Source organism: Bacillus cereus group sp. N21 (genome assembly GCF_016483395.1).
In the GTDB taxonomy this organism is placed as follows: Bacteria; Bacillota; Bacilli; order Bacillales; family Bacillaceae_G; genus Bacillus_A; species Bacillus_A pseudomycoides.
This window is the reverse complement of the sequence record NZ_JAEHBX010000076.1, coordinates 1-20,148: the sequence shown is the minus strand read 5'-3', so window position 1 is coordinate 20,148 and position 20,148 is coordinate 1. Positions and strand designations below refer to the sequence as shown.

Here is a 20,148-nt window from a genome sequence, read left to right as displayed (position 1 = left end):
TTTTTATGCAGATAAGTATGGGGACATAATAAAATATTTTATCTGAAAAATAAAAAAAGATTGACAAGACTGTTGAGAAACATTATCATTTCGGTGTACAAAAGAAAATGAAAATCATTATCAATTAATACTAAGTGAGTATTACCTAGTTTATTGTGACTGAAATTAAGATTAAATTGCACTTGACTGATAAGTTTAATATGTGTATGATTTTCGTAAATATAATGATAATGATTATCAATATCATTATTAGTTGGTGATGTTTGTTTAAATATTTTCTTTGCACAGATTAATTAGGTTAACTTTATTAATCTGCAATTGAGAATATACAAGATAAACTAGATCGATTCGTTGTAAGGAAAGGAATTGAGAATATGGATTTTGGGGAATTTGATGGGAAGATTGCATTAGTTACTGGTGCAGCCCAAGGAATTGGAGAGACTGTAGCGAACATGCTTGCGGAAAGAGGAGCAAAGGTTGCAGCGGTTGATAAGAATATTTTAGAACTCAATAAGCTTTCAGATTATCATGCAACAAGAGGCAGCTCTTTGAAAGTATTCGCTTTAGATGTGAGTGATAGTTCCGCAGTGGAAAATACAGTAAATCATATTGAGGATACAATGGGGCAAATTGATATTTTAGTTAATGTTGCCGGTATTTTAAAGATGGGTGCCATTCACTATTTAAGTGATGAAGATTGGGATAGTACTTTTTCAGTAAATGCTACAGGTGTGTTTTATGTATCACGATCTGTGAGTAGACGTATGATGTCACGGCAGTCTGGTGCAATTGTGACTGTAGGGTCAAATGCTGCGAGTGTACCTAGAATGGAAATGGCTGCATATGTAGCATCCAAAGCTGCTGCAACGATGTTTACAAAATGTCTTGGTCTTGAGCTTGCAGAATATAATATTCGCTGTAATTTAGTTTCTCCTGGTTCAACTGAGACAGAGATGCAGAGGTTACTTTGGATAGATGAAAATGGGGCTGAAAAAATTATTGCAGGCTCACAAGATACATATAGATTAGGGATTCCATTAAAAAAAATAGCAACGCCTTCAGAGATTGCTGAAGCAGTTCTATTTTTAGCGTCAGATAAAGCAAGCCATATTACGATGCATAATCTATGCATTGATGGCGGCGCTACTTTAGGAATCTAAATTACATATAGGGGGCTTTAAAATAATGAATCATACAACTGCTTTAAAGGAGTTAGCGACAAAATTACTAGATGACTATAGAGCTGGATCTTCATTCTTTTTTGCTTCACCGTATCGTACAATACTTGCCGAAGGAACATTTGCAACGGTGAAACATAGTCAGGCAGAAAATGTTCCTGAGCTAGTTCGTGCTGTATTAAGCAATGCGAAACAAGCTGGCCATCCTAATCCAATTGTTGTAGGAGCGCTGCCTTTTGATCGTACAAAATCGGTACAGCTCGTTGTACCTCGGGAGAGCAGGCTAGCAGATCGTCTGCAATTTGATTTTACAGATCGAATCCAGCAATCACCTGCACTTACATATGAAATGAATCCTATTCCGTCATCTTCAGAATATATGCGTGGTGTAGAGCAAGGAGTAGCTAAAATAAAGAGCGGTGACCTAAAGAAAATCGTTCTATCTAGATCGTTGGATTTGAAATCTCCAGAAAAGGTTGACATTCAAAAACTACTTTGTGATTTAGCGCAGCACAATAAACAGGGGTATACGTTTGCGGTAGATTTACCGAAGAGTGAAGAAATAGAGAATTGTGATGCTTCACCAAAGCGTAGTCATACACTCATAGGAGCGAGTCCAGAGTTACTTGTCTCACGGAGTGGAATGCAGGTCATTTCTAATCCGCTTGCAGGCTCTAGACCTCGAAGTAAAGACCCTGAAGAAGATAAGAGACGAGCAGATGAGTTGCTTTCTTCAGCTAAAGATTTACATGAACATGCTGTTGTTGTTGAAGCAGTAGCTGCGGCGCTTCGTCCGTACTGTCGTACATTGCATGTTCCGGAAAAACCATCATTAATAAATAGTGAAGCAATGTGGCATTTATCTACTGAAGTAAAAGGAGAATTACTAGACGCATCAGTGTCTGCATTAGAATTAGCACTTGCGCTTCATCCTACACCAGCAGTTTGTGGAACTCCGACAGAAAAAGCTCGAGAGGCTATTAACGAAATTGAACCGTTTGATCGAGAATTTTTCACGGGAATGCTTGGTTGGAGTGATCTGAATGGTGACGGTGAATGGATTGTTACGATTCGTTGTGCGGAAGTTGAAGGGAATTCCCTTCGTTTATTCGCAGGAGCTGGTATTGTTGCGGAGTCAAAACCTGAAGATGAGCTAGCTGAAACATCGGCTAAGTTTCGTACAATGCTTCGGGCTATGGGATTAAATGATGAATCTTTGAAATAGAAGTTAGGGGGATAAATGATGTTAACAGGATGCCAGGAGTGGCCAAAGGAATTTGCAGATCGATATAAAGAAGAGGGGTGCTGGCGCGGAGAGACCTTTGGAGAGATGCTGCGAGAACGTGCGATGAAACATGGTGACCAGATTGCAGTGACAAGTGGCGAAAAACACTTAAGCTATAGTGAACTGGATAAAAGAGTAGATCAATTAGCTGCAGGATTTCTAAATTTAGGAATTAAACAAACGGATCGAGTAGTTCTTCATTTACCAAATATTACGGAGTTTTTCGAAGTCTGCTTTGCGCTTTTTCGAATTGGTGCAGTTCCAGTTTTTGCTTTGCCGTCACACCGAAGTAGTGAAATAAGCTATTTTTGTGAATTTGCTGAAGCAACTGCTTATATTATTTCTGATAAACAGCTTGGATTCGACTATCGAAAACTTGCAAGAGAAATAAAAGAAAAAGTTCCAACGTTGCAACATGTAATTGTTGTAGGAGAGGCGGAGGAATTTGTAGGAATTCGTGATCTTTATATGAATCCGGTCAATCTGCCAGAAGTAAAATCTAGCGATGTAGCTTTCTTGCAATTATCAGGCGGAACAACAGGATTATCTAAATTAATTCCAAGAACACATGATGACTATATTTATAGTTTAAGAGTGAGTGCTCAAATTTGTAAATTGGATCAAGATAGTGTGTATCTTGCTGTGCTTCCAGTTGCACATAACTATCCGCTTAGTTCGCCGGGGACTCTTGGGACGTTATATGCAGGTGGGCGGATTGTTCTAGCTTCTGGGGGAAGTCCAGATGAAGCGTTCTCTCTTATTGAGAAGGAACGTGTCACGATTACAGCACTTGTGCCACCCCTTGCAATGGTATGGCTTGACGCAATAGCTTCACGCAATAATGATCTATCTAGCCTGCAAGTTTTACAGGTAGGCGGTGCAAAGTTTAGCGCGGAAGTGGCCAAGCGTATACGCCCGGCATTCGGTTGTACATTGCAACAAGTTTTTGGTATGGCCGAAGGGTTAGTGAATTATACGAGACTTGATGATGCAGAAGATATCATTATTCATACGCAAGGAAGACCAATGTCAGAGTTTGATGAAGTTCGTGTAGTTGATGAATATGATAATGACGTAGAGCCAGGTCAAGTGGGGAGTTTATTAACTCGTGGACCATATACAATTCGTGGATACTATAAAGCTGAAGAGCATAACGCTAAATCCTTTACTTCGGATGGTTTTTACCGCACAGGCGATCTTGTCAAAATAAATGAGCAAGGTTATTTAGTGGTTGAAGGACGCGATAAGGATCAGATTAATCGTGGTGGAGAGAAAGTTGCGGCTGAAGAAGTTGAAAATCATCTGTTAGCTCATGCAGCGGTACACGATGTTGCAATAGTATCTATGCCAGACGATTATTTAGGTGAACGTACTTGTGCTTTCGTTATAGCTCGCGGGGAAACACCGACTGTAGGGCATTTGAAAATGTTTTTAAGAGATCGAGGAATTGCGGCATATAAAATTCCAGATCGAATTGAATTTATAGACTCGTTTCCACAGACTGGTGTCGGAAAAGTGAGTAAGAAAGAATTACGGAAGGCAATTGCTGAAAAACTTAAATCTATCATGAAGTAATAAATGACAAATAAATATTCTTAACAATTCGAAAGGAAGTGATTAGATGGCTATTCCAGCTATCTCAGTATACCCAATGCCATTAGAGTCAGATTTACCAAATAATAAAGTAACGTGGAAGCCAGATCCGAAACGTGCTGTTCTTCTTATTCATGACATGCAAGAGTATTTTCTTGATGCATATCATGCAGAGGAATCACCAAGAGTAGAACTGATTTCAAATATTCAATCTATCAGAAAAACATGTAAGGAAATTGGTATTCCTGTCGTTTATACTGCACAACCAGGTGGACAAACGCTAGAGCAAAGAGGATTATTGCAAGATTTTTGGGGGGCGGGTATTCCTGATGGGCCTCACAAGAAGAAAATTGTAGATGAGCTCACTCCTGATGAGGATGATATTTTCCTTACAAAATGGAGATATAGTGCTTTTAAGAAAACAAATCTTCTAGAGATTTTACGTGAACAAGGGCGTGATCAGCTTATTATTTGTGGGGTTTATGCACATATTGGATGTCTTTTAACGGCATGCGAAGCATTTATGGATGGGATACAACCATTCTTCGTCGCTGATGCGGTTGCTGATTTTTCACAAGAACATCATAAACAAGCTTTGCAGTACGCATCTGATCGATGTGCAGTAACTATAATAACGAATTTATTATTAAAAGATTTACAAAGTTTAAAAGAAACGTCTGCAGCAGAAGAAAATACAGGATTCACATTACAATCGGTACGTGAACAAGTTGCTGAATTGCTTCGTGAATTACCAGCAGATATTGGAGATAACGAAGATTTATTAAATAGAGGGCTTGACTCAGTTAGAATTATGAGTTTAGTAGAGAAATGGCGCCAAATAGGTGTAGAAGTTACATTCGCAGATTTGGCTGAGCGTCCAACAATTTATGACTGGTTTAATTTGGTGTCCTCTCAAGAGGAAAAGGTGCTATCAAATACAGATAGATAAAGGGGTAAATACGAATGTCTCATTGTCAAAAGGTTCGTCATTCATTGTCAGGTGCGCAAACGGGTATGTGGTTTGCGCAGCAACTTGATCCAAAAAATCCAATTTATAATACGGGTGAATACATAGAAATACATGGTTCAGTTGATGTGAAAACATTTGAATTAGCTGTGCGTAAAGTTGTAATGGAAGCTGAATCTTTACATGTTCACTTTGAAGAAGATGCGAAAGGGCCATGGCAAGTTATCGATGATTCACCTGAATTTCATATGCATATTATTGATGTTAGTACTGAAGAAAATCCCCAAAAAGCCGCTGAAGCGTGGATGCAAGTGGATTTATCTACGCCAGTGAATCTGAAAAAGGACAAGCTGTATACGGAGGCGCTTTTTAAAGTCGCTTCCAATCGTTTCTTCTGGTATCAGCGCATCCATCACATTGTGATGGATGGATACGGATTTTCTTTACTTGCACAAAGAGTAGCAAGAGTATATACGGCATTCATGAATAATCAATCGTATGATGAGAGATCATTTGGTTCTTTATATACCATTTTAGAGGAGGATGCTGCGTATCGTGCATCGGAGCAATTTGAGAAAGATCATAGCTTTTGGTTAGAACGGTTCCAAGATCAACCAGAAGTAGTAAGTTTAGCGGAACGTGCTCCTAGAACATCGAAGACATTTCTTCGCCAACCAGCACATTTGTCTCGTTTAAGTACAGAATCTTTGCGGAAGGTTGCACATGATTGTAATGCGAATTGGCCGGATCTTATCATAGCTGCAACTGCGATTTATATACATAAATTAACAAGTGCACAGGATATAGTTCTAGGTTTACCGATGATGGGACGTTTAGGATCAGCATCGATCAATATCCCTGGTATGGTCATGAATGTAGTCCCGCTCCGCTTGTCTATAAGCTCTAATATGAGTCTTGCTGAGGTTGTCGGGCAGGTTTCTAATGAGGTTCTTGATATTCGTTTTCATCATAAGTATCGTCATGAAGAATTACGCCGAGATCTTAAATTATTGGGAGAAAATCAAAGGTTATTTGGTCCAATGATTAATGTGATGCCATTTGACTATGCCTTGAGTTTTGCAGGAAATCATGGGGTTAAACATAATCTTTCGGCAGGACCGGTTGATGATCTTTCAATAAATGTGTCAAACGAGTTTGACGGAAATGGCTTAAGGATTCATTTTGATGCAAACCCTGAAGTATATAGATTAGAAGAGTTAATAAATCATAAAAAAAGATTTGTGAATCTTCTGGAAGATATATCGGATCTTCAGGTAGATTCACCGATTGGAAAACTGGAACTCTTACTTCATGAGGAACGCAAGCATTTAGTAGAGTGGAATCAAACTATGAAAGAAAGTTCATTCGTAAGTGTACCTGCTCTCATTGAAAAACAAGTAAGTAAATCTCCTGATTCTATTGCTGTCATATGTGATGGAATAGAACTTACTTATAAAGAATTAAATGAACAAGTAAATCAACTTGCTCATTTCTTGTTAGAACGAGGAGTTCAATCTAAGGAATTTGTAGCGTTAGCATTTCCAAGATCTGTAGAGATGGTTATCGGAATGTTAGCAGTTCTTAAGACGGGAGCAGCATATTTACCAATCGACCCAGAATATCCAGAGGATCGAATTACGTATATATTAAGCGATGCTAAGCCTGCTTGTATCCTAACACATTCTTCTGTTTTAGGTGATTTACCGAATGGGGATCATATAACAAGAGTTGTGCTTGATAATCAGGATACAAAAGAAGAGTTAAGAGGATACCAGAAAAATAACCTAGATTCATTTGATGGAGCAGCACCCTTAAATCCTGCGTATACAATTTATACTTCGGGGTCAACAGGTAAGCCAAAAGGTGTCGTTGTGCCGATGCAAAGCTTAAGCAACTTTTTATTGGCGATGCAAGATCAATTCTCATTACATGTAAATGATCGTTTGTTGGCTGTTACAACCTTTGCGTTTGATATTTCAGCTTTAGAAATTTATTTACCACTTATTAGTGGAGCAAGCGTTCAAATTGCCCAAAAAGAAGCAGTTCAAGATTCTTCAGCATTAACAGAAATCATTCAAAAGGAAAACATCACAATTATGCAAGCTACACCAACACTTTGGCATGCGCTTGTAACAGATTATCCAGAAAGATTAATAGGACTTAAAGTTCTTGTTGGTGGTGAGGCGCTTCCATCGAATCTAGCGTCTCGGTTAAAAGAATTAAATTGTCATGTTACAAATCTTTATGGACCAACTGAAACAACAATTTGGTCAACTTTCATGGATATGAATGAAGAAGAGAGTGGTACACCTTCTATTGGAAGACCAATTTGGAATACTGAAGTATATGTACTAGATGCAGGTTTACAACCTGTACCACCTGGAGTGGTGGGAGAATTATATATTGCTGGTACGGGGCTTGCCAATGGATATTTAGGAAGACCAGAATTAACAGCTGAACGATTTGTTGCTAATCCATTTGGGAAACTTGGTACACGAATGTACCGTACGGGCGATCTTGTTAAATGGCGTAAGGATGGTTCGTTAGATTATGTGAGTCGTGCAGATCATCAAATTAAGATTCATGGATTCCGTATCGAGTTATCTGAAGTGGAAACTGTATTATCTCAGCAACCTCATGTTGAGCAAGTCGTTGTAATCGTTCGAGAAGATCGACCTGGCGATAAACGTTTGGTTGCTTACATTGTACCTGATGCTGATGGAAATCTTGACCTTGCAGAAATTCGAACATATGCAGGAGGGAGCCTACCAGGTTATATGATACCGTCAGCAATTATGATGATGTCTGAATTGCCATTGACACCGAACGGAAAGATTAATCGGAAAGTGTTACCAGCACCTGACTTCAATTTACTTGTTAGTGAACGCGTAGCTAGAAATCCACAAGAAGAAATTTTATGTGATTTATTTGCGGAAGTGCTTAGCATAGCGCGGATTGGAATCGATGATAACTTCTTTGAAATAGGCGGACATTCTCTGTTAGCTTCCCGGTTAATGGGACGTATTCGTGAAACATTAGGTGTGGAATTAGGCATTGGAAAACTATTTGAATCACCTACAGTCGCTGAACTTGCTAAACAATTAGATAGCACACAGAGTGCAAGGTCAGCTATTCAGAAAGTAGAGCGTCCAAGAGAAGTTCCTCTTTCTTTTGCACAGCGTCGTTTATGGTTCTTGAATTGTTTAGAAGGTCCAAGCCCAACTTACAATATTCCAGTAGTCATTCGAATGTCTGGTGAATTAAATCGAGAAGCTTTACAAGCTGCATTTTATGATATCGTCGATCGACATGAGACACTTCGAACTATTTTTCCTAACACGCTTGGTACGTCACATCAGCAAATTTTGGAGACAAATGAGGCAAATCCTACTTTAATTGTTACGCAGACTACTGATTCAGAATTACCTAAAGTACTTGCTGAAGCTGTAAGATATAGCTTTAATCTTGCAGAAGAGCCAGCTATCCGTATGGAGCTTTTTGAAATAAATCCGGATGAACATGTGTTACTTGTATTATTGCATCATATTGTAGGGGATGGATGGTCATTAAACCCATTGTCAAGAGACATAGCAACTGCGTATCAAGCACATTGTAAAGGTGAATCAGTTCAGTGGAAGTCACTGCCAGTACAGTATGCCGATTATGCCCTTTGGCAACAAGAACTATTAGGAAATGAGAGTGCACAAGATAGTCTCATTTCACAACAAATTGAGTTTTGGAAGGAAGAATTGAAGGGGTTACCAGCCCAACTTGAGTTACCTACAGATTATCAACGTCCTGTGGAAACGAGCTATTGCGGAGAAACGATAGATTTTCATGTGAATCCAGAGTTACATGAACGATTATTAGAGCTTGCTCGTAAAAATGGTGTTAGTTTGTTTATGATCCTACAATCCGGACTTGCTGCATTACTTACACGATTAGGGGCTGGAACGGATATTCCAATAGGTAGTCCAATTGCTGGGCGTAGTGATGATGCGCTTGGAGATATTGTCGGATTGTTCGTAAATACACTCGTTTTACGTACAGATACGTCTGGAGATCCTAGCTTTAGTGAACTGTTAAGCAGGGTGCGTAAAGTTAACCTTTCAGCATATGAACATCAAGATGTTCCATTTGAAAGACTTGTTGAAGTGTTGAACCCTGTGCGTTCGAGAAATAGTCATCCGCTATTCCAAATTATGTTAGCTTTTCAAAATACACCAGAGGCTACACTTGATATACCGAATCTAGAAACGCATCTTGAGATTAAGAGTGTTGGTTCTTCGAAGTTTGATATGACGATAGAAATAAGTGAACGTAGTACGTCTGAAGGTCAGCCAAATGGATTACATGGTTTACTTGAATTTAGTACAGATTTATTTAAGCGTGAGACAGCTCAGAAACTTGTGAGTCGTTTCATTCATTTATTAGAAGACGCAGTAGAAGATCCAGAACAACCTATTGGGCGTTTGGAAATTTTGGACGAAGAAGAGCGTCAAACAGTACTTGAAAAATGGAATGGCGGCTTTCAAATTGCGCCTGAAATGACCTTACCGGAATTATTTGAGAAACAAGTTCGCTTAACGCCAGATGCAACCGCTGTCGTATTTGAGGACACTACGCTAACTTATGAAGAGTTAAATAAGAGATCGAATAAACTTGCACGTCTGTTAATTGAAAAAGGAGTAGGTCCAGAGCAAATGGTTGCTTTAGCGATACCAAGATCTGTTGATATGGTTGTGAGTTTGTTAGCAGTTTTGAAAGCGGGGGCAGGATATTTACCGCTAGATCCTGATTATCCATCGGATCGAATTTCATTCATGCTAAGTGATGCTAAGCCTGTCTGTATGATTACGAACACACAAGTGACAATAGAGAGTGCAGAGACCGTAACGATTGTAGTAGACGATTTCAAAATAATGGAGACATTAAACAAATATGGTGAAGAGAATATAGAAAATGTGGAACGAATACAGTCACTATCACCTGTACACATCGCTTATGTAATTTATACATCAGGTTCAACAGGAAGACCAAAAGGTGTAATGATTCCTCATCAGAATGTTATAAGGCTGCTTGGGGCAACTGACCATTGGTTCCAATTTGATTCGGAAGATGTTTGGACAATGTTCCATTCTTATGCTTTTGATTTTTCAGTTTGGGAAATTTGGGGGCCGCTATTGTATGGGGGACGTCTTGTTGTCGTACCACACACTGTGAGTCGTTCACCTAGAGAATTTTTAAATCTGCTTGTCCAGGAAAAGGTAACAGTTTTAAATCAGACACCATCAGCATTTTATCAACTTATGCAAGCAGATCGCGAAAATGTTGAATTAGGGCAGAAGCTTTCCTTACGATATGTCGTTTTTGGCGGAGAAGCACTGGAATTAAGTCGTCTAGAAGATTGGTATAGTCGTCATCCAGAAAATTCGCCTAAGCTTATTAATATGTATGGTATTACAGAAACAACCGTACATGTAAGCTATATCGAGCTGGATCAAAATATTGTATCTTTACGAGCAAACAGCTTAATAGGATGTAGTATACCAGATCTTAAAGTATACGTATTAGATAATTACTTACAACCTGTACCACCAGGAGTGGTAGGAGAAATGTATGTTGCAGGAGCAGGGCTTGCTCGTGGGTATTTAGGTCGTGCAGGGTTAACTGCGGAACGATTTATAGCAGATCCATACGGGAAACCTGGTACTCGAATGTATCGTACAGGAGATTTGGCGCGTTGGTGTCAAGATGGCACATTAGACTATATCGGTCGTGCAGACCATCAAATTAAGATTCGAGGTTTCCGAATTGAACTTGGCGAAATTGAAGCCGTTATTATGCAGCACTCTCATGTTAAACAAGTAGCTGTCATTGTACGTGAAGATCAGCCTGGTGATAAGCGATTAGTTTCCTATATTGTTTCGTCAGAACATGTAAACATTGATACAGCTGAAATGCGCCAATATGTAGGACTTAGTCTACCTGATTATATGGTACCATATGCTTTCGTTATGATAAGTGAATTACCTTTAACTCCAAATGGTAAGTTAGATCGTAAAGCATTACCAGCACCTGAATTCATGGTATCTACGATAAGCCGAGGACCAAGAACACCAAAAGAGGAAATTTTATGTGATTTATTTACAGAGGTTTTGAATTTACCTCGAATTGGCATTGATGATGGTTTCTTTGATCTTGGCGGTCATTCCTTACTTGCTGTGCAGTTAATGAGCCGGATCAGGGAAGCGCTAGGAGTAGAGTTAAGTATTGGTAGCTTATTTGCGGTACCGACAGTTGCAGGGCTTGCTGAAATACTTGAGATGGGGACGAGCCAAAGTGCGCTAGATGTAATCTTGCCATTAAGAACAAGCGGTGAAGAGTTACCTATGTTCTGTGTACATCCAGCAGGTGGACTTAGCTGGTGTTATGCAGGATTAATGAAGTCTTTAGGAAGCAATCATCCAATTTATGGTGTACAAGCACGCGGCATTGCAAAAAGTGAAGAACTTCCAAAATCATTAGACGAAATGGCTGCTGACTATCTTGAGCACATTCGTGAGATACAGCCACATGGGCCGTACAGGTTGTTAGGTTGGTCTCTCGGAGGAAACGTTGTTCATGCAATGGCAACTCATTTGCAAAATCAAGGAGAAGAAGTTGAACTGCTTGTTATGTTGGATTCTTATCCCGGTCACTTTTTACCAAATACAGAAGCGCCTAGTGAGGAAGAAGCGCTTATTGCCCTACTTGCATTAGGAGGATACGACCCAGATAACATGGATGGAAAACCACTTGATATGGCAAACGCTATTGATATACTTCGCAGGGATGGCAGTGCATTAGCGAGTCTGGAAGAGGAAACAATTTTGAACTTGAAAGAAACATACGTAAATTCTGTTGGTCTTTTAGGAAAGTATGTTCCAAAACAATTTCATGGAAACCTTGTATTCTTTAGATCAACAATCATACCAGAATGGTTTGATCCGATTTCTCCAGATACATGGCTTAGTTATATAGATGGGGAAATTGAACAATATGATATTGATTGCCGACATAAAGATTTATGTCAGCCAGGACCACTTACAGAAATCGGACAAGTATTAGCTAGTAGACAGCAAGCGATGAAAGGGGTAAATAAAGTATGACGAATCCATTTGAAAACGATAACTTTATGTATAAAGTGTTAGTAAATAAGGAAGGCCAGCATTCTGTCTGGCCAGCCTTTCTCGATGTACCAGCCGGGTGGGATGTTGTTCATGAACAAGATAGTAGACAAGCTTGTCTTGCGTATATCGAATTACACTGGAGTGATATGCAGCCAAAGAGTCTTCACTCACTTGAGTGCGTTTCAGAAGGGGAGTAGTAATGAATTTGAAGCTGAATCCGAAAATTGTTGTTAGTGTTGTATATGTAACGGCTATGTTTTTGGCTGCTATGGATGCAACGATTGTAAATGTAGCTCTGCAAACGATTAGTCATGAACTACAAGTTCCACCTTCAGCAATGGGGACAGTCAATGTTGGATATTTAGTAAGTTTGGCTGTGTTTTTACCTATTTCTGGGTGGCTTGGAGATCGGTTTGGTACAAAGCGAGTATTCCTAATTGCTCTTTCTGTATTTACAGCTGCTTCCGCGCTATGCGGAATTGCTGATAATATTACTGCCTTAAATATATTCCGTATCATACAAGGTGCTGGCGGAGGATTATTGACGCCAGTAGGAATGGCAATGTTATTTCGAACATTTTCACCACAAGAAAGACCGAAGATTTCTAGGTTCATCGTCTTGCCTATTGCTGTTGCGCCTGCAATAGGACCAATTGTTAGCGGGTTCTTTGTGGATCATATGTCTTGGCGCTGGGCATTTTATATTAATTTACCGTTTGGAATAGTAGCTTTACTAATTGGTGCGTTATTTTTAGTAGAGCATATTGAAAAAACTGCTGGGCGGTTAGATTTACCTGGTTTTATGCTTTCCGCACCAGGATTTGCAATGTTGATATATGCAATGAGTCAAGGGCCATCAAAAGGATGGGGTTCCTCAGAAATAATAGGGACAGGATTAGGTGGACTTTTGCTTATTATTCTCTTTGTATTTGTTGAACTTCGTGTGAAGCAGCCGATGCTAGACTTATGTTTGCTGCAAGATCGTTTATTTCGGAATATGAGTCTCATTTCGTTATTTTCGGCTGCTGGATTACTGGGCATGTTATTTATATTCCCACTTATGTATCAAAATGTATTACATGCGTCGGCACTAGAAACAGGTCTTACAACATTTCCAGAAGCAATCGGGTTAATGATTGCTTCGCAAATTGTGCCGTTGTCTTACAAAAGACTTGGGCCACGTAAGTTGATTTCTACCGGTTTGCTATGTGCAGCGATTATATTTGTTGTTTTAAGCTTCGTGAATCAGGAGACAAACCCTTGGATGATTCGAATACTACTGTTTGGCATAGGTTTTTTCTTAGGTCACTCTGTAGGAGCTGTACAATTTTCAGCTTTTAATAATATTCATCCATCTTCAATGGGGAGAGCGACAACTATTTTTAATGTGCAAAATCGATTAGGTTCTGCCATCGGTGTTGCGATTCTTGCAAGTCTGTTAGCTGCTTTTGGAAATAAAAGTGTAGGTGAAGCAGGAAATGAGAGTGCTAGTATTGTAGCGTATCAAATGGCCCTGCTTGGTGCAGCTGTATTCCTATTCGTAGCATTGTTATTTGCATTACGTATTCGTGATACGGATGCAATAGCTACATCAAAGAAAAAAACGGCAGTCCAATCAAATGAGGCTCATTCAAAAGCAGTTGCAGGTGAATAATGGAGTGAAAAATCTAGGTAGGATTCTCTATTACAATAGTAATAATGAAAAATTAGGATGGGATACTCCCTGTATACTAGTGGAGATATTTGTTGAAGGCTGGAATAGATTCCATACTTTTCTTAGTATGGGATATTGAATATGAAAAGGGGAGAATTTTTATGAAAGATTGGGAGATTGTAGATTCAGTACCAGAGCTAAGAAGTCATCACAGTCAAGTATGGTGGGCGCAAATTTCAGATTTGCAATGTTGGCACTATAATTTACTAAATGAAATCGAGCGTGAGAAAGCAAATTTGTTCCATCATTCCGAGGACCGAGCAAGATTTATGCTTGGATGTGCAATTAGTCGATTGGTACTGGGAAAACAACTCACAATGTCCCCGCTTCAAGTACCAATTGATCGAACCTGTTCAGTTTGTAAGCTAGCCCATGGACGCCCACAATTACCTGTAGGCATGCCACAGCTATCTGTATCACATTCAGGAGAACGAGTTGCTGTCGCGTTTACAACATCTACACCTATTGGTATAGATGTAGAACAAATAAATTCTAATATTGATGTACTTAAAATGGCAGTAGGAGTATTAACAGATATAGAAATCGCTCAGTTAATGCAACTGCCAGTTGAAAGGCGAATTGAAGGGTTTTTAACATATTGGACGCGGAAGGAAGCTATACTTAAGGCTACTGGAGAAGGCTTAATGATATCACCTTCTAATCTGACTGTATCAACTCCAGATCATTTACCGGAACTACTTGTTTTTCAGGATAAGCCACAGCTTGTTGAGATTACAACTTTGATGAATTTGCAACCTGGCTCAGACTATGTTGCTTCAATAGCTTTATTAAACAAAGATGTAACAGAAATGAGGCAATTTGATGCCGGAAAGCTTTTGCAGAGTAGTAGACTTCTCCCTCATTAATGAATAGTAATACTTTAATTGACGAAGGTGTGTACGAATAATACAGATACCTAGAGTGAAAATGCTCGCTTGAGTGGCTGCTAGATTATATAAATATAGAAGAGGTGTTAGTCATGTTAGTAGTGGAAAATAGAAAAAGAGAATTGGCTGATGCTACAGTAGTTAAAATGGTTAAAGATTTATTGTTTTCTAAAGAGACGTCATCTATTACGTCTTTAGAAAATATTGTGAAAGATATAGTTCAGTTCAATGTTGTGGAACAAGAAATGTTAGATAGGGAATATATTCCAAAAGAAGCGAAAAGCTTTTTTGATAAAAATGGAACATTTCTTTACCGAGTTTCATCCATTAGTTACAAAGGAAAGGTGTTATCTGAAAATCTAATTTTTACTGATACCTCACTATTACCAAGTGAAATTGTGAAAGAGTTAGAAGACGGAAACGTTCCTATTGAAAACCTAGTTGAGCAAATGGAAGTAAGAAAAAACATGCTATATCAAGGATATCAGCCTTCTGGAAATATTATTGAACTGTTTGATGGCTGCTTATTACAATCTAGTATATACCCTACGAGAAAATATCAAATCGTAAGCAACTGTAGATGCTTATTTTATATTTGTGAAGTATATCATGAGGATAATATATATGCGGTCATGAAATAAAACAATAAACCAGCCTAATTGGCTGGTTTATTGTTATTTTACAGCTTCTTTTAATTCTTTTCCGGCTTTAAAGGCAGGAACTTTACCAGCTGCAATTTGAATTTCCTCACCTGTTTGTGGGTTTCGGCCAGTACGTGCAGCTCTTTCCCGTACTTCGAATGTGCCAAAACCAATAAGTTGCACTTTGTCACCAGTTTGTAAAGCATTCGCAATTGTATCAAATACAGATTGGACAGCTGCTGAAGCTTCCTTTTGGGAGATATCGGCAGTTTGGGCTACATTTTTAATTAATTCAGTTTTGTTCATTTTTTTCACCTCATATTAATTTTTTGTCTAAGTCTATTTTTGGAATGAGTGATATGATAGAGAAATTTTTGTTAATGTAAAATATTGATAGGATTGCATTGTTATCTTAATTTCGGTGAAAGAGGCGGAATCCCTGCAAAGTATGAAGGAATTTATTTGAATTGTTTCTTGAAAAAAGAGGATATATATAGATTATAGTACAATCGATATATAAAATAGAAGTAAGGAGGATTCTATAATGATTATTCGCACAAAGCTAGAAGAATTAATAGTAATTCGGCAGCATGATCATGGTTTTTTGGCAGGAGAATTTGCAAAAAAATTTAGAAAAGATGTATTTGAAGATAAAACATATTTAAAAGAGTGTATTGATGCGATTTATGAACATGATAGGGGATGGATTGGCTTAGATACAACGCCAATTTGGAATGATGCTAAAAATTCACCTTATACGTTTATGGATTGTCCAAGTTCATTGAGATTTGTTTTTTATACCTTAGGGTTGAATGAGATTGAACATACAAATCCTTATGGTGCTATACTTTGTAGTAAACATTTCATATCATTTCCTCTTAATCAAGAAGACGATGAAATGATAAAGTTTTATAAACAGGAATTGGATCGTCAAAAGAAATTTTTGAAAACGTTAACAACAGAGCAGTATGATATGTTCGATATACACTATAAACTTTTAAAGTTTTGTGATGAGCTATCGTTATATGCTTGTATGAATGAACCTGGTGTAAAGAAAGAAAAAGAAATTGATTTATTTAAAGAGGGATTTGAAGGAACTGAAACTTTTAATAAGAACACAAATGAACGATTAAAGGCAGAGTGGTTAGATAAAGAAACGATTCGTATTACACCGTTCCCTTTTGAAGGCGAGTTTAAAACGTATGTAAAATATAAATCTGTGCTAACGAATAGAATAGAGGAGATTGGTATTGTTAAGGCGGATAAGGAGGTAGAATCTCAGAAATTAGATTTATATTTTGTGAGGTAAGAATGTAGTTACGTGAAAATAAGGAAAGGAGAATAGAATATGAAACAATATATGATAAAACAATTTGATTATCATACATGGGCAAATAAAAGAATACTTGAGCATCTAAGGGAGCTCCCTAAAGAGGTGTATTATCAAGAAGTTCAAAGTGTATTTCCTTCTATAGAAAAGGTACTGATTCATATTTATGTAGTGGATTGTGTATGGTTACATGTTTTAAATGGTAAAAGTATGGCTGAAGCGTTACAGGTAGGAAAGGAGTTACAAGAGCAAGTCGAAAACAAAACAATGGATGAATTGAAAAATCTGTTCCACAAAGTAACGCAGCAGTATAAAGTGTTTTTGGATAAACAAAAGGATATGAATCAGGTAATTCTACTTGATAATCCATACGCTGGAAGATTAAAAACCTCTGTATCTGAATTAGTGCAGCATGTTGTAAATCATGGAACATATCATAGAGGAAATATAACAGCTATGTTGCGGCAACTAGGTTATCCATCTACTATGACGGACTTTGTATTTTATTTACATGCAGAACAAAAATCTTAATGGAGAAAATGATAGCTTAGTATTCAAATACACTGAGAATAGAAGGAGAGGAAAGAAATGTATAAAGAATGTAGTAGCGAACATTTTACGATTGAGAAATTAAATGATGGTATTTACGCGGCAATTGCAAAAGAAGGAGGAGGCTCCTTAGCCAATGCCGGTTTTGTTGATATAGGAGATCAAACGATTATTTTTGATACGTTTAACACACAACAAGCAGCTGCAGATTTAAAGGAGCTAGCAGAAAAAATAACAGGTCACTCTATATCATGGGTTATTAACAGTCATTGGCATGGAGACCATATTCGTGGAAATCAAGTTTTTAAAAATTGTAATATCATATCTAGTCATAAAACATACGAGCAAATGGCAGAAATTCATCCTTCCAAAATTGATAAACAGAAACAAGACATAGAAGGTTTACATACATATATACAATCCCTACAAGATCAATTCACTCAAACAAATGATGAAAGCTTACGAAAACAGATTTCATTCTTAAATCAGTTAGCGATTTCATTACCTACACTGCGACTTGTATTACCTCAATATTCTTTCCAAAATGAATTTACTATACATGGTTCGAAGAGAACTGCAAAATTGATTACGTTAGGTGGAGGCCATTCCGTTTGTGATACGATTCTTTACCTACCTAAAGAGAAGGTTTGTTTTATGGGTGATTTGTTATTTGTGAAATCACATCCTACTTTTTTTGAAGAATCTAATCTTCAAGAATGGAAGCGTATGTTAGAAATGATTGAGGAATTTGAAATTGATAAAGCAGTACCAGGACATGGCCCTGTAGGTGTAAAAACAGACTTGAGAAAAGTAATAGAATACATTGAAGAATTAACAGTTTTAGTTAGAGAGAATACAAGTATTGATGAGGTCAAATGTCCGAGTGCATATATAAATTGGCATGCTCCTGAAGTTTTCACATCAAACTTAAAGCATGTAAAGAAAGGAATGGAATTATCAATTTTACAAAGTAATAGTACGACATAAAGAAATTATATAAGAGTGATACAAGCAAAGGGCACACCATTTCCGTATGGGATACCCTTTGCTTAAAAAATGTATTAACTTGCAATTTTTTTATTTGAGTTTTTTAATTTCTCAGCTTGTAAGAAACGATTTGTTTCTGCTACCACAACACCACTTAATCCAATTAGACCGATTAAGTTTGGAATAGCCATAAGTCCGTTTGCGATATCAGCAAATGTCCAAACGATTCCTAGTTTTAAGTTGGCACCAATTGCAATCATTACAATGAAGATGGCTTTATAGTATTTCACAGCACCTTGTCCGAATAAATAAGCTACACATTTTTCACCATAATAAGACCATCCTAAAATAGTGGAGTAGGCAAATAATATGATTGCAATACCAAGTATCATACTACCAGTATCGCCAAATACAGATTGGAAAGCGAGTGTTGTTGCTTCAACACCAGTTTTTCCAGATTTCCAGGCACCTGTTGTAATTAATACTAAACCAGTAATTGTACAAACAATAAAGGTATCGAGGAAAGTTCCTGTCATTGACACAAGCGCTTGTTTGGCAGGTGAATCTGTTTTTGCAGCAGCAGCAGCAATTGGAGCGCTTCCTAAGCCTGCTTCATTGGCAAATACTCCGCGTGCCATCCCAATTTGAATAGCAGAAGCAACGGTTGCACCGATAAAACCACCAGCCGCTGCAGTACCTTGAAATGCACCAGAAAAAATAAGTGAAAATGCTTCTGGGACTTGATCAAAGTGATAAAAAATAATAATGAGACCAGAAATTACATAAAAGAAAGCTTTAAGTGGAACGAAAAATCCAGTGACTTTCCCGATTTTTTTTACGCCACCTAAAATAACAATCGCAATTAAGAAAGCCATTAATATACCAGTTAAAGCAGGGGAAAACGAAAAGTTTATTCTCATAGCTTCTGCAACGGAATTCGATTGCACCATATTTCCGATTCCAAAAGAAGCGGTTGTTCCGAAAATGGCAAATAAAATAGCAAGCCATTTTTTCCCTAAACCACGTTCTAAGTAATACATTGGACCACCGGAATATTCGCCGTTTTCATTACTTACACGATATTTTACCGCGAGGATTGCTTCTGCATATTTCGTGGCCATACCGAACAAGGCAGTGATCCACATCCAAAATATTGCCCCTGGCCCACCGATTGTAACAGCTGTTGCGACACCGGCTATATTTCCCATCCCAATAGTTGCGGCCATTGCGGTCATGAGTGCTTGGAAATGACTAATATCTCCCAAAGAAGATGTGTCTTCTGATTTTCGAAATGCTAGTTTGTGAGCGTATAATAGTCTACTAAACTGTAAACCTTTTAGGCGCACTGTGAGAATGATTCCAGTTCCGACTAGAAGGAATAAGGTCGGTAATCCCCATACGTAGTGATTGATTTGTTCTAATACTTTACTTACTGTCTCCATCTTTATTCTCCTTTTAGAAAAAATAAAAAACCACTTCACATAAATGAAATGGTCTCTGGAGAAACAAGGAATAGAAAAATAAACCGATACAAATCGGCGTTTTCTTTCGCTTGTCTCTGTCCTTTTACCTGAGAGATTATCCGCTAATATAAGCGGATTTGCTCCTTCGGCGCTCTGTTTCCTCTGCACTATATGATAGGCGAGAGGGAGTCTCTCCAGAGATTCGTCCCCATGCAGTTCTACTTGTAACCAAGACCTGAGAGTTTCAAAGTTGAATCATCAACTTTTTGCCCCGTCGGTAGATCAATTGATCTTCTCCTGAATGGTTCATCCGAATTATGTGATTAAAAACTTAATTATATTGATACTGTCTCTTATACACATCTCCGAGCCCACGAGACAG

14 protein-coding genes and 1 riboswitch are annotated in these 20,148 nt (G+C 38.1%); of the genes, 12 read left to right on the top strand and 2 right to left on the bottom strand.

Features of this window, described 5'->3' with window-relative positions; genetic code table 11:
- The first annotated feature begins 374 nt into the window (after nt 1–374).
- The 9 genes from JDS96_RS26015 to JDS96_RS25975 all read left to right on the top strand — a co-directional run bounded on the left by JDS96_RS26015 (nt 375) and on the right by JDS96_RS25975 (nt 15,437).
- Nucleotides 375–1,160 (top strand): 2,3-dihydro-2,3-dihydroxybenzoate dehydrogenase, encoded by a 786-nt coding sequence (locus JDS96_RS26015; protein ID WP_199668498.1) that lies wholly within the window; start codon nt 375–377, stop codon nt 1,158–1,160.
- Between the two features lie 25 nt (nt 1,161–1,185).
- Nucleotides 1,186–2,403, top strand: a complete 1,218-nt coding sequence (gene dhbC, locus JDS96_RS26010; protein ID WP_199668497.1) for an isochorismate synthase DhbC — start codon at nt 1,186–1,188, stop codon at nt 2,401–2,403.
- Between the two features lie 18 nt (nt 2,404–2,421).
- The gene (locus JDS96_RS26005; RefSeq protein ID WP_199668496.1) at nt 2,422–4,038 is read left to right on the top strand and encodes a (2,3-dihydroxybenzoyl)adenylate synthase; all 1,617 of its coding nucleotides are present in this window, start codon (nt 2,422–2,424) and stop codon (nt 4,036–4,038) included.
- Nucleotides 4,039–4,084: 46 nt separating this feature from the next.
- The gene (locus JDS96_RS26000; RefSeq protein ID WP_199668495.1) at nt 4,085–5,005 is read left to right on the top strand and encodes an isochorismatase; all 921 of its coding nucleotides are present in this window, start codon (nt 4,085–4,087) and stop codon (nt 5,003–5,005) included.
- A gap of 14 nt (nt 5,006–5,019) precedes the next feature.
- A complete protein-coding gene (locus tag JDS96_RS25995; protein ID WP_199668494.1) occupies nt 5,020–12,174 on the top strand; it encodes an amino acid adenylation domain-containing protein in 7,155 nt (2,384 codons plus the stop codon).
- A complete protein-coding gene (locus JDS96_RS25990; RefSeq protein ID WP_199668493.1) occupies nt 12,171–12,392 on the top strand; it encodes an MbtH family protein in 222 nt (73 codons plus the stop codon). Before JDS96_RS25995 ends, JDS96_RS25990 begins: the two co-directional genes overlap by 4 nt.
- Nucleotides 12,393–12,394: 2 nt before the next feature.
- Nucleotides 12,395–13,849, top strand: a complete 1,455-nt coding sequence (locus JDS96_RS25985; protein WP_199668492.1) for an MDR family MFS transporter — start codon at nt 12,395–12,397, stop codon at nt 13,847–13,849.
- Between the two features lie 161 nt (nt 13,850–14,010).
- On the top strand, nt 14,011–14,775 hold the full coding sequence (locus JDS96_RS25980) for a 4'-phosphopantetheinyl transferase family protein (RefSeq protein ID WP_199668491.1): 765 nt from the start codon (nt 14,011–14,013) through the stop codon (nt 14,773–14,775).
- A gap of 113 nt (nt 14,776–14,888) precedes the next feature.
- Nucleotides 14,889–15,437 carry a hypothetical protein gene (locus JDS96_RS25975; RefSeq protein ID WP_018780394.1) on the top strand — a complete coding sequence of 183 codons (549 nt, stop codon included), beginning with the start codon at nt 14,889–14,891 and terminating at the stop codon, nt 15,435–15,437.
- Between the two features lie 33 nt (nt 15,438–15,470).
- Here the strand turns inward: JDS96_RS25975 and JDS96_RS25970 are convergent, their stop codons facing one another.
- Nucleotides 15,471–15,743, bottom strand: a complete 273-nt coding sequence (locus tag JDS96_RS25970; protein WP_018767205.1) for an HU family DNA-binding protein — start codon at nt 15,741–15,743, stop codon at nt 15,471–15,473.
- Nucleotides 15,744–15,981: 238 nt separating this feature from the next.
- Between JDS96_RS25970 and JDS96_RS25965 the strand changes: the two genes are divergently transcribed.
- From JDS96_RS25965 to JDS96_RS25955, 3 genes are read left to right on the top strand one after another with little or no spacing between them, the layout of a single operon-like run.
- The gene (locus JDS96_RS25965) at nt 15,982–16,746 is read left to right on the top strand and encodes a DUF3891 family protein (RefSeq protein WP_006096877.1); all 765 of its coding nucleotides are present in this window, start codon (nt 15,982–15,984) and stop codon (nt 16,744–16,746) included.
- Between the two features lie 39 nt (nt 16,747–16,785).
- A complete protein-coding gene (locus tag JDS96_RS25960; RefSeq protein ID WP_003207154.1) occupies nt 16,786–17,298 on the top strand; it encodes a DinB family protein in 513 nt (170 codons plus the stop codon).
- Nucleotides 17,299–17,355: 57 nt separating this feature from the next.
- Nucleotides 17,356–18,303 carry an MBL fold metallo-hydrolase gene (locus JDS96_RS25955; protein WP_199668490.1) on the top strand — a complete coding sequence of 316 codons (948 nt, stop codon included), beginning with the start codon at nt 17,356–17,358 and terminating at the stop codon, nt 18,301–18,303.
- Nucleotides 18,304–18,377: 74 nt separating this feature from the next.
- Here JDS96_RS25955 and JDS96_RS25950 read toward each other — a convergent pair whose 3' ends face one another.
- Nucleotides 18,378–19,745, bottom strand: a complete 1,368-nt coding sequence (locus tag JDS96_RS25950) for an alanine/glycine:cation symporter family protein (protein WP_199668489.1) — start codon at nt 19,743–19,745, stop codon at nt 18,378–18,380.
- A 106-nt stretch (nt 19,746–19,851) separates the two neighbouring features.
- Nucleotides 19,852–19,974: riboswitch (glycine riboswitch) on the bottom strand.
- Between the last annotated feature and the right edge of the window lie 174 nt (nt 19,975–20,148).